This is a genomic window from Lentzea roselyniae (genome assembly GCF_039537795.1).
Classification (GTDB): Bacteria; Actinomycetota; Actinomycetes; order Mycobacteriales; family Pseudonocardiaceae; genus Lentzea; species Lentzea atacamensis.
The window spans coordinates 55,663-70,099 of sequence record NZ_BAABBE010000006.1 but is presented as its reverse complement, the minus strand read 5'-3'; the positions used below and the strand labels follow the sequence as shown (position 1 = coordinate 70,099).

Sequence of the window (14,437 nt, the reverse complement as noted above, 5' to 3'; positions counted from 1 at the left end):
AACCGGGAACCGACGTACACCCCTTCACCCCTACAGATCAAGGACGAAGAGCCTTAAGGTGCACCCCGTGCTCACCCGAAAGGCGCTGTGGATCCCGGCATTGGCCAGCCTGGGACTGCTCATCGTGCTGGGCGTGGCCGGGTGGAGCATCGACTCCAGCCCCGTCTCGTCCCCGTCGCCAGGCTCGCAGCCCACCAGCACGACCCAGTCGGTCAGCGTCGTGCCGACCCCGGACGTTGCCGAGATCACGGTCAAGACCACGACGTCGACGACGACTACGACCACGACCACCACCACGACGACGCAGCCGAAGCCGCCGCCTGTGCAGGCACCGCCGCCCGCCCGGACCACGACGACCACTGAGCCGCCGCAACAGGGTCTCTTCGTCCGCGAGGGCGCGTCCTGCCGGCCGGAGGGCGCAATCGGTCTCAGCCCTCGGGGCGAGCCGCTGATCTGCCGCAACGACGGTGGCCGCAACGACCGCCTGCGCTGGCAGAAGGCCTAGGAGCGCCACTCCAGGACGTCGATCTTGTCGCCGACCGCGATCGTGCCGGTGCGCACGACCTGGGCCTTCATCCCGAAGGTCACGCCGCCGTCCACGGTGCGCCGGTAGGCCGCCAGCGAACGGATCGGCTCGGGACCGGCCTTGATCCCGGTCTCCTGATCGACCATCGGCACCGCGCAACGCACACAGTCCTTGGCGTAGGCCAGTTCCACGTCGCCGATCGCCGCGCGCCGCACCCGGTCCTCGGTGTGCGGCTCCGCCCAGCCGGACACGACCACGTTGGGACGGAACCGGTTCATCGGCACCGGTTCCCCGCCGCGTTCCAGGATCCGCTCGTTCAGTCCGTCCAAGGAGGACAGCGAGAGCATCAGCAACGCGTTGCCGTCGGCGTAGCCGACCAGGCCGGTGGTCTCCCCGGTCGTCTCCCGGCGCAGGTCCGGCGGCGTCCGCACGAGCCGCACCGGCATGCCGAGCGCGTCGGAGAAGTACGCGGCCGCGGCGTCGCCCTGGTCCACCCCGAAGCCGTGCCAGGTGTGGACGACGACCGGAACCCGCGGCCCGTCGGCGACAACGGGGAACGACTCCCCGCCGATCACCAGCGAGGAGTCCGCGAGCGACGGGCGCAGCGCGGCCATCTGCGGCACCTTGCGCTGCGACAGGAAGACACCCTCGTCGTCGACCAGCATCATCATCCGGTCGTCCCGCAACCCCGTGAGGTCGACGGCCGAGGACGCGACGGAGCACCCGCCGCAGCCCTTGATCGGATAGACGTGCAGGCCGGAAACGATCACAGAATCGGCTCCGGCTCGTAGGCCGGGTACTTGTCGACGACCGCGGCGACCTGCTCGACGACGGACGCGACCTGCGCCGACGCCACGCCGGTGAACGACAGGCGGTCGGCCAGCAACGCGTCGAGCGCGGCGCGGTCCAGCGGCAGGCGGTCGTCCGCGGCCAGCCGGTCCAGCAGGTCGTTCTGCGCGAGGCCCTGCTCGCGCATCGCCAGCGCGACGGCCACCGCGTTCTCCTTGATGGCCTCGTGCGCGGTCTCCCGGCCGACACCCGCGCGCACGGCCGCCATCAGCACCTTGGTCGTACCGAGGAACGGCAGGTAGCGGTCCAGTTCACGCGCGACCACGGCGGGGTAGGCACCGAACTCGTCCAGCACCGTCAGGAACGTCTCCAGCAGCCCGTCGAACGCGAAGAAGGCGTCGGGCAGCGCGACCCGGCGGACCACCGAGCACGACACGTCGCCCTCGTTCCACTGGTCGCCCGCGAGCTCGCCGACCATCGACAGGTAGCCGCGCAGGATCACCGCGAAGCCGTTCACGCGCTCGCACGAGCGGGTGTTCATCTTGTGCGGCATGGCGCTGGAGCCGACCTGGCCGGGCTTGAAGCCCTCGGTCACCAGCTCGTGGCCCGCCATCAGGCGGATGGTCTTCGCCAGCGACGACGGCGCCGCCGCGAGCTGCACGAGCGTCGACACCACGTCGAAGTCGAGCGAGCGCGGGTACACCTGGCCGACCGACGTCAGCACGCGCTCGAAGCCGAGGTGACCCGCGACCGTGCGCTCCAGCTCCTCCAGCTTCTCCGGCGTGCCGAGCAGGTCGAGCATGTCCTGGGCGGTGCCGACCGGGCCCTTGATGCCGCGCAACGGGTACCGCGCGATCAGCTCGTCCAGCCGCCCGAACGCGACCAGCAGCTCGTCCGCCGAGGTCGCGAACCGCTTGCCGAGCGTCGTGGCCTGGGCGGCCACGTTGTGCGAGCGGCCGGCCATCACGAGGTCGGTGTGCTCTGCCGCGAGCCGCGCGAGGCGGCCGAGGACCGCCGCGACCTTGCTGCGGATGAGCTCCAGCGAGCGCAGGACCTGCAGCTGCTCGACGTTCTCGGTCAGGTCGCGCGAGGTCATGCCCTTGTGGACCTGCTCGTGGCCCGCGAGCGCGTTGAACTCCTCGATGCGCGCCTTCACGTCGTGCCGCGTCACCCGCTCACGCGCGGCGATCGACTCCAGGTCGACCTGCTCCAGCACGCGCTCGTAGTCGGCGATCGCGGCAGCCGGCACGTCGATGCCCGCGGCCGCCTGGGCCTGCAGCACCGCGAGCCACAGCTGGCGCTCCAGCACGATCTTGTGCTCGGCCGACCAGAGCGTCGCGAGCGACGTGGAGGCGTAGCGACCTGCGAGGACGTTGGCGATGCGCGGCTTGCTCACACCGCCAGATTAGTGCACGTCGGACTCACTCCCAGTTGATGCTCGAGTCCGTCACCAGCTCTGTGAGCACCCCCACGCGCACCGGCACGGTCTGACGCAGACCGCTGCCCGACGCGGGGTTGTAGTTGAAGCTCTGGATCTGCGCGACGTACCCGCTCTTGAACTTGCGCACCGACACCGACCTGGTGATTTCCTGTGCGCCCTCGGCGTACTCGGCCTCGGTGACGACAGACCCGTCGCTGCGCGTCGAGCTCTGGCAGTAGACCGCGCCGGAGCAGAGGTCCAGTTCGTACGGCAGTTTGCCGCCGGTGACCCGCAGTGCGGTCGGCCCGATGCCGTCGGTCAGGTGCACGTAGCCGTGCAGATCGGGGTCGTCGGCCGCGTTGCGCTGGCCGGACGGCGAGTTGGGGCTCGAGATCGTCGAGACAGTGCGGAAGTCCGAGTAGACCTCCTTGAAGTTCGTCATCCTCACCCCGAGCGTCTCGGCCAGCCTCTCGCCGATGCGCTGGGCCTTCTTCTCCGCGGACTCGCTCGGGGGCGCCGAGGAGCTCGCCGGGGTCTCGGAGCCGAGCTGGCTGTCCCGGTCGCGCGGCAGCAGTCCGGGCAGCGCGAACGACGCCACGGCGATCACCGCCGTAGCCACGCCCACACCGACCAGCGCTCGCCGTCGACTTTTTTTCTGCTCCACCCGCCTGATCAGGGCGTCCGGGTCGAAGTCGAGCGGCGGCTCGTCCCAGACGGCCAGCAGCATTCCCTCGCGGATCTCCTGCTCACTCACGACGCGACCCTCCCCGAACTGTTGTCGAGCTTCTCCACGATGGTGCGCAGTGTCGCGAGACCACGCGCCGTCTGGCTTTTGACCGTTCCCTCGGTACAACCCATGGCCACCGCCACCTCGGCGACCGACAGGTCTTCGAAATAACGCAGCACGAGCACCGCCCGTTGCCTCGGCGGCACCTGCAGCAACGCGGTGTGCACCAGCTCACGCGCCCACAGCTTCGCGCTGGTGTTGTCGGGATCGACTGTCGCGTCGGCGGTGTCCGGCAGCTCCCCGTCGCGCTGCTCGGCTCTGCGCCACGGCCTGCGCTTCTCGTCCAGCCACGTGCGCAGCAGCACCTTGCGGGCGTACGCGATCAGGTTGTCGAGGTCCTTGATGCGCTTCCAGGCCATGTACATCTTCATCAGGCTCGACTGCATCAGGTCTTCAGCCGTGTGCCAGTCACCACAGAACAGATAGGCGGTGCGTCGCAAAGACGCGGCATTGGCTGCCGCGAATTCGCGAAAGCCCTGCTCATCGGCCTTGCGCATGCGATCCCCTCTCGCGTCCTCAACCAGGGGAACGCATCAGGAGAACGCGAGGTTGCATCACTCGTGACGCGAAAGGGCCGTTCGGAGCATCCTGGCCGCGACACCGCGTGGATCCGGCTTCAGCTCGATGAACGCGTTCACCATCGCGCCGTCCACCAGCGCGATCAGCTCCTCGACCCGGTCCGGCGCGATGTCACGGCCGGAGCGGGTGAAGATGTCGGCGATCAGCTCGTGCAGCTCCGTGGACAGCACGCGCATCAACGGCCGCAGGTACGGACGGCGGCCGGTCGCGACGAGGCGTTCGTAGCGCAGCAGCATCGTCTCGGTGTCGGTCACGTCCTGGCCGACCAGGAGGTCGAGGATCAGCTCGATCAGCACGTCGTCGTCGGACAGCTGCTCCGACAGACCGGCCAGCCGCTCCCGACAGCTCGCGAGCTCCGCCCTGCCGTGGAACTCGACCGCGGCGGTGATCAGCTCGTCGAGCGAGTCGAAGTAGTACGTGGTCGACGCGAGCGGCAGACCTGCGCGTTCGGCGACCGCGCGGTGCCTGACCGCGTCGAAGCCGCCCTCCACGAGCAGTCCGGACGCGGCCTCGACGAGCGCCTGCCGCCTGCGCTCACCCTTCGGGGTTGCTGCCGTCATAGTCGAGCCAGAGTACTGGGCGGCTGATCAGAACCTCGGCGCCAGTGCGTCCGCGAAGCGCTTGGCCTGGCCTTTCAGCTCGCCGTCGCCCTGCGTGAACACGTAGAGCTCCTGGCCCTTGGTGGTCGTGACCTTCTGCGCGCCCGCGGGTGCCTCGAACGGCTGCGGCGTGATGATCGCGGTGATGGTGAGTCCATCGATCTTGAACGCGGCCGCGCGGGAGTCCGGCGGGCACGTCACGGCCGGCGGTTGCGCGAGGTCCGGTGAGACCGAAAGCTCTCCGGCGAGGGCGTCGGCGAGCTCTCGGTCCACACCCGCGCAGCCCTGCACTGCGCGTTCACTGGTCAAAAGACCAGTGCTTCCCGGCGTGGCCCCGTCCCCCTGCGTGGACGGGTCGCCAGGGAAGTTCTTCTGGGCCGGAGGCTGGGCCTCCAGCTCGGTCATCGGTCCGGTCTCGGGAGATTGTGCCCCGTTGTCCCGCTCCTGCCCAGAACCCAAGGTGCTCGAAGCACCCCTGTCCTGGTCGATCCAGTTGGTACCCGCCACGACACCACCGAAACCGAGCACCACGGCCAGCGTGGTGCCGGCGGCGATCGAGTTGCGCCTGCGCAGCGTGGCGCGGCGCGAAGCGGTACGGACGTCGCTCGCGTCGAAGGACGCCGGTGGCGCGTCGTGTGCCGCGTCGCGGAACAGGTCCGCGAGCTTCTGCTCGTCCATCTACGTCCTCCTCTCGCTGTTCACGACGCCGGTCGCAGGTCGTCGATGGCGTCGCCGAGAGCTTCCCGCAACGCCGTCAGCCCGCGGGCGGTCTGACTCTTCACAGTTCCTTCCGAGCACTTAAGCACTTCGGCCGTGGCCGTTACATCGAGGCCTTCGAGGAACCGCAGCACCAGCACGGCCCGTTGCCGCGGCGGGACTCTGCGCAGGCCCTTCATCAACGCCTCACGCGTCGCCACCGTGTCGCCGACCTCATGATCGGGCGTCGGTGACTCCGGCAGCTCGTCGGTGAACTTCTCGCGCCGCCACGGACGGCGCGACTCGTCGATCACCGCGCGCACGAGCGTGCGCCGGACGTAGGCGTCGAGAGCCTGCTTGTCCCGGATCTTCCGCCACCTCCTGTGCACCGCCACGAACGCTGTCTGCGCGAAGTCGTCAGCGCGGTGCCAGTCGCCGCACAGCAGGTATGCCGTTCGGCGCACGGCCTCACGGCGAGCCACGAAGTACTCCGCGAACTCCTGCTCGTCGCGCTGATCCACGCGGACTGCTCTCCGCTCGTTCCTCGAGTTGCACCTACCGGACGGAATCTGAGGCAACAACGGTTGCACGAACCTCCAGCGAGAGCTACATCACCCCCTCGGTCGTTCACCGGATGTGATGTGATCGCCCTCGTGACCCCCATCGACCTGCGCTCGGACACCGTCACCCAGCCGGATGAGGAGATGCGCCGCGCGATGGCGTCGGCAGAGGTCGGCGACGACGTGCTGGACCACGACCCGACCATGGCGGCGCTGGAGGAGCGGGTCGCCGAGCTGCTCGGCGTCGAGGCGGCTCTCTGGGTTCCCTCCGGATCGATGGGCAACCTGATCGCGCTGTTCCTGCACCTTCAGCGCGGGGACCGGTTCCTGGCCCCGCTCGGCGCGCACGTGCTGGACGCCGAGCTCGGGACCGCCGCGTGGCTGGCGGGCGGGATGCCGCACGGGCTTCCCGTTCTCTCCCCGGAGGCGATCTTCGCCGCCGGTGGTGGTGAGTCTCCTTATTACGGGCTGCGGACGACGTTGTTGTGCCTGGAGAACACGCACAACGCGTCCGGCGGCACGTTGACCGCGCCGGACGAGCACGCGCTGCTGGTGTCCGCGGCGCGGTCCGTCGGGCTGGCGGTGCACCTGGACGGGGCTCGGCTGTGGAACGCGTCGGTGGCTCTCGGCGTGCCACCCGCCGCGCTGACGGTCGGAGCGGACACCGTGCAGGTGTGTCTGTCGAAGGGGCTCGGGGCACCGGTCGGGTCTCTGGTGGCCGGGTCGTCCTCCTTCGTGGTCGAGGCCCGTCGTGTGCGGAAGATGCTCGGCGGCGGGGTCCGGCAGGGTGGCGTTCTGGCTGCAGCCGGTCTGGTCGCACTGGACCGGATCTCCCGGCTGGCCGACGATCACGCGAACGCTTCCGCACTGGCCGCTGGGCTGCGCTCGCTGGGGTGGGACGTGCCCGAGCCCGCCACGAACATCGTCCTGGCGTCGGTGCCGGACCTGGACAAGACGCTGACGTCGTTGCGCGATGTCGGGGTTTTCGCCAGTCCGATGTCCGGCAAGGTTCGGTTCGTGACACACGGCGACGTGGACTCGTCCGACATCGCCGAGGTGCTGCGCCGGCTGCGAGAGGACACCTGAGATGCGCTGGATCGTGTTCGACTTCGGTGAGGTCATCAGCAGGCGGAACCCGGCGGTGCCGTTCATGGCCGAGCGGCTCGGGGTGTCGCTGGAGCGCTTCGAGGCCGTGTACTGGGACCGCGACGCCTACGACCGCGGCGGGTCGGACGCGGAGTACTGGTCGCTGATCGGGTCGTCGCTCGGGCTGTCGCTCGACGAATCCGCCGTGCGTGAGATGACCGCGATGGACAACGCGGGCTGGCTGGACGATCCGGTGGCGGAAACCGTCGCGCTGATTGATGATCTGGCCTCGTCGGGCGTGCCGCTGGCACTGCTGTCGAACGCGCCGGTGACCTTCGCGCGGCTGGCCGAGAAGCTGCCGTGGGCCAAGCGGTTCCGCCACCTGATCTTCTCCGGCGACCTCGGGTACGCGAAGCCGGATGCCGCGATCTGGCAGCACCTCAAGGACGTCGTCGGCAGCTCCGACCTGGTCTTCTACGACGACCGCCAGACCAACGTCGACGGCGCGCTGGCCGCGGGGATCGACGCGCGGTTGTGGACGTCAGCTGCTGCTGCGCGTCTTGAGCTCCGCGCGGAGCTCGGCGATCTCGGCGCGTAGGTTCCGCAGTTCCTTCGCGGTCTCCAGCTCGGCTTCCTCGACCCCGCGCAGCTTCTCCACGAGCCAGCTGGCGATCGTGCCGGTGATGACACCGAGCAGCGCGATGCCGCCGACCATGAGCAGGCCCGCGACCAGCCGTCCTTCCACCGTGACGGGGTAGCGGTCGCCGTACCCGACCGTCGACATGGTGGTGAGCGTCCACCACAGCGCGTCGCCGAACGTGGTGATGCTGGCGCCTTCCACGTGCCTTTCCGCGTCGAGCACCGCGAGGCTCGCGCAGAACACGACGAGAACCGTCACTCCGCCGACATAAATGCTCACGCGTTGTCGGATCTTGTCCTCGAACTTCTTGTTCAGCAGCGTGAGGACCGTGATCAACCTGAAGACGCGCAATTGCCGCACCATCGGCAGCACGACCGCGGCAAGATCGAAGAGGTGCGTCTTGAGGAATTGGACCTTGTTCTGCGCGAGGGTCAGCCTGGTGACGTAGTCGGCCGCGAACACGGCCCAGACCAGCCACAACGCGATCTCCAACGGAAAGTGCATGACCCCGTGGTCGTCGAACACCTGCCACGCGTAGACGACGAGGAACAGCACGGCGAGGGCCGTCAGCGGCCACTCGACCTTTTTCTCCCACCGCTCGAGGCGAGCCTCGTTGGACTGCAACACCGCTTCATGGTGAGTGGTGTGCCCCGTTTAGACCAGGGGTCATCGCCTGGATTTGACCGCACCGTAAGCCGCGGTGCCTGCGAGGAGTAGCACTCCGATCACAGCGAGCCAGAAAAGGCCCTTCACGACGGCTCCGACGACGGCCAGCACGATCCAGATCGCCACCAGCCACCCGATGATCGCCCACATGGATTCCTCCCCTTCTCCGTCCTGTGAACGTCCGGCGAGCCCGCTTTGTTGCGATCTACAGCCAGGCTTTGAGGCGGCGCAGAGCCTCCTCGATGTCCTGGGTGGCACCCGCGAACGACATCCGCACGAAGTGGTGCCCGTCGACCGGGTCGAAGTCGATGCCGGGCACGATCGCCACGCCGGTGTCGCCCAGGAACCGGCGGCAGAACGCCATCGAGTCGTCCGTCAGGTGCCGGATGTCCGCGTAGACGTAGAACGCGCCGTCGGCCGGTGCGAGCTTGTCGATCCCGAGGTTCGTCAGGCCTTCCAGGAGGAGGTCCCGGTTGGTCTTGTACCGCTGCAGGTGCTGTGCCGTTTCGGCGTAGGCGTCGGGGTGAAACGCCTCGACCGCGGCGTACTGGGCCAGAGCGGGTGGGCACAGCGTGAAGTTGCCGGTCAGGCAGTCCACGGCCCTGCGGAGTCGTTCAGGCAGCAGCATCCAGCCGAGCCGCCAGCCCGTCATCGCGAACGCCTTGGAGAACGAGTTGACGACGATCGCCTCCCTGGACGTCTCCCAGGCGCAGTGCAGCGGCTCGCCGTAGCTGATGCCGTGGTAGATCTCGTCGCTGACCAGCTGCACGCCGTTGGTCTCGCACCACCGGGCGATCGGGCCGACGTCCACCACGGTGCCGGTGGGGTTGGCCGGGCTGGCGACGATCACGCCCTTGAGATCCTCGTCGAGCATGTCGACCGTGGGCTGGAAACGCGTGTCCGGCCCGCACGGCAGTTCGACGACCTCACACCCCAGTGCTTTCAGGATGTTGCGGTAGGCGGGGTAGCCGGGCCGCGCCAGCGCGACCCGGTCGCCGGCGTCGAACGCGGCCAGGAACGCGAGCGTGAACGCGCCCGACGACCCGGTGGTGACCACCACGTCGTCGGCCGTCACGTCGAGGTCGTACTGGCGCCGGTAGTGCCCGGCGATGGCCTGCCGGAGCTCGGGAATCCCGAGCTGCTCGGTGTATCCCAGCGCGTGCTGGCTCAGGGCCTGCGCGGCGGCATCCCGCACCAGCCGCGGCGCCGGGCTGGAGGGCTGCCCGGCGGCCAGCGAGATCACGTCGCCGTGCGTCCGCTGCCGTTGCGCGGCAGCGGAAAGCACGTCCATGACGTGGAAGGGCGGTACGTCGGCACGGGCAGCCACGGTCAGCATGCCGTCAGGCTAACCCCTAGTAGCCCTGGTAACCGCCGCCCTGCGCCATCGCCTTGAGACCGGGGTGGCCCTCGAACCCGCCGTAGCGCGAGAACGTGTACCGGACACCGGCGATGATGTTGTCGACCGGGTTCCAGATGTCGTCGTGGCCAGGCAGCTTGTGGGCGTTGAACGTCGAGTCGATGCACTGCATCAGACCCTTGGACGGCGTGCCCTTCTGGGCGTTCGAGTCCCAGAGGTTGATGGCGTGCGGGTTGCCGCTCGACTCCTTCTCGATGATCTTCCAGATCTCGTCGATGTTCTCGTCGGTGACCGGGATGCCGTTGGCCTGCAGGATCTTGATGGCCTCGCGGATCCACTGCTCGACGTTGCCGGGAGGCGGGCTGCCGGACGGCGGGCCGCCGCTCGGGCCGAGACCGCCGCCTCCGCCGCCACCGCCACCGCTGCTGCCGCTTGGAGTGTCGCCACCGCCGCCGCCTTGGGGCTGGGCCGGGGTCTGCTTCGGCTGCGGGTCCGAAGAGGACGGCTTGGTCGCGTCGTCGGGCGGCGGGGTCGGTGCCCACTGGATCGGCTTGCCCGGCGCGGGCGTGAACGACTGCGTGTTCGGGTCCTCAATGGACGAGAACTTCGGCGACAACGCGCCGGGACGGCCCCTGAGGGTGCCCGCGGCGGCGTTCACGGCGTTCTCCGCCTGGGAGATCACGGGTTTGGCGTCACTCGTGGCCTCCGCGCAGTAGCCGCGGATGATGCTGTCGACGTCTTCCTGCGGCTGGTTGCGCAGCTGCTGGCGCGTCTGCCGGGCGCGGCTCAGCAGGTTCTCGCAGATGCTCGTCATCGAGGACTTCGCGCTTTCCAACGCGTTCGCGGCCGCCTCCAGGTCGGCCGCGGCACCGTTGAGCGCGTCCGTCATCGAGGTGCCGGCCTTCATGACGTTGCCCATGTAGGCGACGAAGGCGTCGGCCGACTTGCCCTCCCAGGCGCCGTCGAGCTGGCCGACCGACTTCTGCATGCCGTTGGTCTGGTCGCCGCACTTGCCGGCCGCCTGCTTCCAGCGGTTCGCGATGTCGCGCACCGCCTGCGGTTGCACGGTTTCGATCTTGTCAGCGAGCGCGGCCAGCTCAGCCCCACCGGGCAGTGCGGCGACCTCGTCCATCGCGCTCACGTCACACCGCCTTCAGCGAGTTCTTGTTGGCCTCTTCGGTGTCCTGGACGGTGGTCTGGATCGCGTCGAGCGCGCTCTCGACCTTGCGCAGCACCTTCTCCGCGGCCTCGAACTCCTGCGAGCCGGCCTGGTCCATTGCCGTCACCGCGCCCGAAAGCGCACCGGAAGCACCGAGTTTCCCGAAAATGTCCGGATTGCCGTACTGATTGGAAAAGCCGTCACCGATCGCGCCGAATTGCCCGGCCTGGCTGCTCACGGTCGTGCGGCACTGTTCCATGGCTTCGATGTTGAACTTCGCCACAGCCATGCGCACCTACCCCCTAAGTCTCCTCACCGACCTTAGAACGAATTGCTTCGCACAGTCGGGTGATTGTTGGGACGCAGGGCTCGGCTTTGCCGTTCCGCTCAGACCTCTTGCAGAAGCTCCCAGACGGCCCCGGCAAGTCGATGGTTGTCCACGGGCGTGATCGTGCACCACTGCCGCCCGTCGCTGCTGGGCTTGAGCTGCCGCAGATACCGCCCGTTGTGCGTGTCGTGGAAGGAAACCACTCGCTTGGCACGCTGCCCGTTGCGCTGAACCCCGAACTGCCCACGCGTGGACGTCCCGTCCAGCATCCCGGCAAGCTCCTGCGCGTCACCGAGCCGCATCCCCTGCCGCTCCAGCATGGTGATCAACCGCTGAGCGTCCTGCCCGACATCCTTGGCAGCGGCGACGAGATCGTCGTAGGGCAGGCTGATCGACCGCCCGTACCCGGCAGGCATCTCGCCGGCCACCGACACCGCAGCCTCGGCGAGCGCGGTCCCGCGGGCCTCGATCAACCACATCTCGTCCCGATCCTGCACCGCCAGGATCGCCTCGTCCCCGATGGCCGCAGCGAGCCCGCTGATCTGCCGATCGGCCCAGATCCACAGGTCGATCGACGTGGTCGCGTTGGCCAGCAAGGCAAACCCGTCAGCCAACTCGGGCACGACCCGGCCGTTGCCGGCCAGGCCGCGCGCCTCCAACGACTCCCAGGCCCGCTTCACCACCTCGGCCTTCTCGGTGTGGGTGATGGAGGGAATCCGCGTGTCCAACGCGACGTGCGCGGCCGGGAGGCGCTGAGCCTCCCAGACCACGGCGAACTCCACTGTGGACAAAACCACGGAACCTGGTGAGCTCAATGCCTTACTTGTCCTTCGGGTCTTCGCCGATGACGGACTGCACCACCATGCGCTCGTCGCCGAACACGTCGTCGGAGTCGACGCCGTACTTGCGCACGTGCTCGCCGTCCTCCTCGCCCTCACCCTTGGCCGCACCGGCCGCAGGCGACATGAGCGACCCAGCGCCGCCCTTACCCGCAACGCCACCCTTGGCCGCGGTGGCACCGGGCCGGTTCGCCTCGGGCCCAACGCCCGTCGCACCGCCAGGCGTCATCGCGCCGCCGGGGCCCTTGCCCGCAACGCCGGTGCCACCTGGAGTGCCAGGGCCGCCGGGACCGCCAGGACCGCCGCCGGGGCCGCCCTTGCCCGCGCCGATCGTGCTCGGGGCACCCTTCGGGCCCGTGGGGGCGATCGAGGTCTTCGGAGCCTGGCTGGGGCCGCGTCCGCCGCCGACCACCTGGGCGCCGCGCGCCGTCGTGGCTGCGCCTGCCAGGCCTGTTGCGGCTGCGCCTGCCGCGGCGATGCCGATCGGGAGGGCGGACGGGAACGGCTTGGGGAGGCCGGTGCCGGCTGCGATGGGGTTGGTCGTGGTGCCGGGCATGACGCCCGTGGTGTTGCCGGGGATGCTCGGGGTGGGGCCGACCGGGACACCAGGGGAGCCCGGGCTGCCCGTGCCGGTGAAGCCGGGTCCGCCGTGGATGCCCGGGGTGCCGCCGCCCGTGCCTGGAACTGCCGGGCCGACCGCGGTGGGCGCGGCGGCGCTGGCAACGACGATGTCCGGCGGCTGGTTCGGCGTGCGGAACGAGTCGATCGCGCTCTGGCTGTTCTCCTTGTAGCCGTTGAGGCTGTCGATCGCCTGCTGGCGAGCCCGGTTCGTGGCCTCGACCTCTGCCGCGTGATCGGTCTCGATACCGACCAGACCCACGCCCTTGTCGAAAAGGTTCTTCTCGGTGTCGCCGCGGAGAGTCTCGGAGTTGGGCGAGTTGTGCCGCGCTGTGGTGGTGCTCTCGCCCTGCCGAGCCATCGCGTCCGAGTTCCCGACGGTTGCCTGGCCCGCGTCGTCGAAGCCCTCCGCGGTGACCTTGGTCGTCTCCTGACCCTTCTCGCCGGCCGCGCCGCCCCATTCGATGCCCAACGCCTTCAGCTGCTCCCGGAGCACCTTGTCGACGTCCTGCAAGCTGCCGGCGAGATCCCGGAGGACATCAGAGGCCGATGCGAACTGCCGGGCGAGTTCACCACTACCGGTAGTGAGCTTCTGAACCTCGTCTGCCAGCTTCTCGTTGGACCAGCCTTCGAAGTACCAGTCAGTGAGCTGTCCACCCGACATAGCTCCCCCTCACTTCAAGGTCTTGAGAGTCTCGACCGCGAGCGCGGCGGCTTTGTTCGCCTTGCTGCACATCTGGTCCTGCGAGTCGCCCTTTTCCGTCACCGGGTCATAAGACATGTGCAGCTGCTGACCTTCGGCGACGTCGACCGTAACATTGCAATTAACACTGTTCGTGCCGGTGAGCGTGAGTTGCGCGGCGCCATATCCAGCCACATCCACAACCTTCACGTCCAGATTTCCGGAACCGCTGAGCCAGAACGGCACACCCTTGTTCGTCACCAAAACAACGGTATAGGAGTACTTGAGCCCGTTCTCGTAGAAGCAGCCGGGCGCCTTTCCGAAGTTGGACACCTCGATCTGTTGCGGCACCGCCTCCGTGACCTTGATCTGGTCCATCTGCGCCTGGGTGAGGAGCTTGCACGCGTCAACGCCGTCAAGCTTCAACTCGGTTGGCCGTTTCGGCAGTTCCTTGGCAGAACCCGACGTGCCAGAAGTGGGACTGCCGCCCGATGTAGGACTTGGCTTGCCCTTCTCACCGCTGCTCGTACACGCAGTGGCAGCCACCAGCACGGACGCCGCGGCAATGATCTTGAAGACGGTTTTGCTCACGTCGTCTTTCCGAACACAGTAGCGATCTCTTCGTCACTGAAGCCGTACTGCTTGGCCGACTCCTTCAGCTGCGTCGCCAAGTTTTCCAGAGTTTCAACGTACTGCGCGATTCGACCCACATATGAATCTTCATCGGTCGTGAGACGGCGATTCCACAAACCTGCGATGTTCGCGCTCACCTCGCCAGCCGTGGCAGCGTTGACGTGCACTTCGAGTCTGCGCTGCGCCGAGAGCAGCGCCCGCTTCAGCACTTCCGCCTGGTCCTGGATGACCGCGCCGGCCTTGAGGACGTTGTCCTCGTTGACGTGAAAGCTCTGTGTCGACGGGCCTGACGTCAGGCCGTCCAGAAAGGCCGATGCCGTGTGGAACGCGCTGACCGCGGCCCCGATCACGCCACCGGCCACACCCGCGACGGCACTGAGAGCGGCATCCGCCCCCGCGCTCTCCTGTGTCACGACGTCCTACCCCCGTACGGTTGGTAACGGTTCGGTCCCCCTTCGCAGGCTACCAACGCC

The 14,437-nt window shown here is 68.4% G+C and carries 19 protein-coding genes; 3 read left to right on the top strand and 16 right to left on the bottom strand.

Features of this window, described 5'->3' with window-relative positions; all coding sequences use genetic code 11:
* Window positions 1-67 precede the first annotated feature (67 nt).
* Entirely contained in the window at window positions 68-505 is a 438-nt protein-coding gene (locus ABFX45_RS12260) for a hypothetical protein (protein WP_346129734.1), read from the top strand.
* On the opposite strand, the gene ABFX45_RS12255 is transcribed toward ABFX45_RS12260, so the two are convergent.
* From ABFX45_RS12255 to ABFX45_RS12225, 7 genes are read right to left on the bottom strand one after another with little or no spacing between them, the layout of a single operon-like run.
* On the bottom strand, window positions 502-1,296 hold the full coding sequence (locus ABFX45_RS12255; protein ID WP_109629401.1) for an MOSC domain-containing protein: 795 nt from the start codon (window positions 1,294-1,296) through the stop codon (window positions 502-504). The two genes, ABFX45_RS12260 and ABFX45_RS12255, sit on opposite strands and share 4 nt — an antisense overlap.
* Window positions 1,293-2,711 (bottom strand): adenylosuccinate lyase, encoded by a 1,419-nt coding sequence (gene purB / locus ABFX45_RS12250; protein ID WP_112226556.1) that lies wholly within the window; start codon window positions 2,709-2,711, stop codon window positions 1,293-1,295. Before purB ends, ABFX45_RS12255 begins: the two co-directional genes overlap by 4 nt.
* A 25-nt stretch (window positions 2,712-2,736) precedes the next feature.
* Entirely contained in the window at window positions 2,737-3,489 is a 753-nt protein-coding gene (locus ABFX45_RS12245) for a hypothetical protein (protein ID WP_346129731.1), read from the bottom strand.
* Window positions 3,486-4,019: a SigE family RNA polymerase sigma factor gene (locus tag ABFX45_RS12240; protein ID WP_109629410.1), complete on the bottom strand. Its 534-nt coding sequence runs from the start codon at window positions 4,017-4,019 to the stop codon at window positions 3,486-3,488. Before ABFX45_RS12240 ends, ABFX45_RS12245 begins: the two co-directional genes overlap by 4 nt.
* A 57-nt stretch (window positions 4,020-4,076) precedes the next feature.
* Window positions 4,077-4,661, bottom strand: a complete 585-nt coding sequence (locus ABFX45_RS12235) for a TetR/AcrR family transcriptional regulator (protein ID WP_109629412.1) — start codon at window positions 4,659-4,661, stop codon at window positions 4,077-4,079.
* 27 nt (window positions 4,662-4,688) lie between these two features.
* Window positions 4,689-5,378: a hypothetical protein gene (locus ABFX45_RS12230; protein ID WP_109629416.1), complete on the bottom strand. Its 690-nt coding sequence runs from the start codon at window positions 5,376-5,378 to the stop codon at window positions 4,689-4,691.
* 20 nt (window positions 5,379-5,398) lie between these two features.
* On the bottom strand, window positions 5,399-5,917 hold the full coding sequence (locus ABFX45_RS12225; RefSeq protein ID WP_346129728.1) for a SigE family RNA polymerase sigma factor: 519 nt from the start codon (window positions 5,915-5,917) through the stop codon (window positions 5,399-5,401).
* 123 nt (window positions 5,918-6,040) lie between these two features.
* Here ABFX45_RS12225 and ABFX45_RS12220 point away from each other — a divergent pair, with 123 nt between their 5' ends.
* Together ABFX45_RS12220 and ABFX45_RS12215 are read left to right on the top strand one after the other, a co-directional pair.
* A complete protein-coding gene (locus ABFX45_RS12220; protein WP_346130134.1) occupies window positions 6,041-7,042 on the top strand; it encodes a threonine aldolase family protein in 1,002 nt (333 codons plus the stop codon).
* A gap of 1 nt (window position 7,043) precedes the next feature.
* Window positions 7,044-7,640: an HAD-IA family hydrolase gene (locus ABFX45_RS12215; RefSeq protein ID WP_109629423.1), complete on the top strand. Its 597-nt coding sequence runs from the start codon at window positions 7,044-7,046 to the stop codon at window positions 7,638-7,640.
* Here ABFX45_RS12215 and ABFX45_RS12210 read toward each other — a convergent pair.
* The 9 genes from ABFX45_RS12210 to ABFX45_RS12170 all read right to left on the bottom strand — a co-directional run bounded on the left by ABFX45_RS12210 (window position 7,584) and on the right by ABFX45_RS12170 (window position 14,377).
* Window positions 7,584-8,309, bottom strand: a complete 726-nt coding sequence (locus tag ABFX45_RS12210; protein WP_346129725.1) for a potassium channel family protein — start codon at window positions 8,307-8,309, stop codon at window positions 7,584-7,586. The two genes, ABFX45_RS12215 and ABFX45_RS12210, sit on opposite strands and share 57 nt — an antisense overlap.
* A gap of 39 nt (window positions 8,310-8,348) precedes the next feature.
* On the bottom strand, window positions 8,349-8,498 hold the full coding sequence (locus tag ABFX45_RS12205; RefSeq protein ID WP_170154687.1) for a hypothetical protein: 150 nt from the start codon (window positions 8,496-8,498) through the stop codon (window positions 8,349-8,351).
* Window positions 8,499-8,553: 55 nt separating this feature from the next.
* The gene (locus tag ABFX45_RS12200) at window positions 8,554-9,684 is read right to left on the bottom strand and encodes a pyridoxal phosphate-dependent aminotransferase (protein WP_346129722.1); all 1,131 of its coding nucleotides are present in this window, start codon (window positions 9,682-9,684) and stop codon (window positions 8,554-8,556) included.
* Between the two features lie 16 nt (window positions 9,685-9,700).
* Window positions 9,701-10,837, bottom strand: coding sequence for a WXG100 family type VII secretion target (locus ABFX45_RS12195; protein ID WP_346130129.1), 1,137 nt, complete (start codon window positions 10,835-10,837; stop codon window positions 9,701-9,703).
* Window positions 10,838-10,847: 10 nt separating this feature from the next.
* Entirely contained in the window at window positions 10,848-11,147 is a 300-nt protein-coding gene (locus tag ABFX45_RS12190; RefSeq protein ID WP_346129720.1) for a hypothetical protein, read from the bottom strand.
* 104 nt (window positions 11,148-11,251) lie between these two features.
* Complete coding sequence (locus ABFX45_RS12185) at window positions 11,252-11,989, bottom strand: ESX secretion-associated protein EspG (protein ID WP_233439108.1); 738 nt, start codon at window positions 11,987-11,989, stop codon at window positions 11,252-11,254.
* A 22-nt stretch (window positions 11,990-12,011) separates the two neighbouring features.
* On the bottom strand, window positions 12,012-13,313 hold the full coding sequence (locus ABFX45_RS12180; RefSeq protein WP_346129717.1) for a hypothetical protein: 1,302 nt from the start codon (window positions 13,311-13,313) through the stop codon (window positions 12,012-12,014).
* A gap of 9 nt (window positions 13,314-13,322) precedes the next feature.
* Window positions 13,323-13,922 (bottom strand): DUF3558 domain-containing protein, encoded by a 600-nt coding sequence (locus ABFX45_RS12175; RefSeq protein WP_346129715.1) that lies wholly within the window; start codon window positions 13,920-13,922, stop codon window positions 13,323-13,325.
* Window positions 13,919-14,377, bottom strand: coding sequence for a hypothetical protein (locus ABFX45_RS12170; RefSeq protein WP_346129713.1), 459 nt, complete (start codon window positions 14,375-14,377; stop codon window positions 13,919-13,921). The genes ABFX45_RS12175 and ABFX45_RS12170 overlap by 4 nt, the downstream gene beginning before the upstream one ends.
* Between the last annotated feature and the right edge of the window lie 60 nt (window positions 14,378-14,437).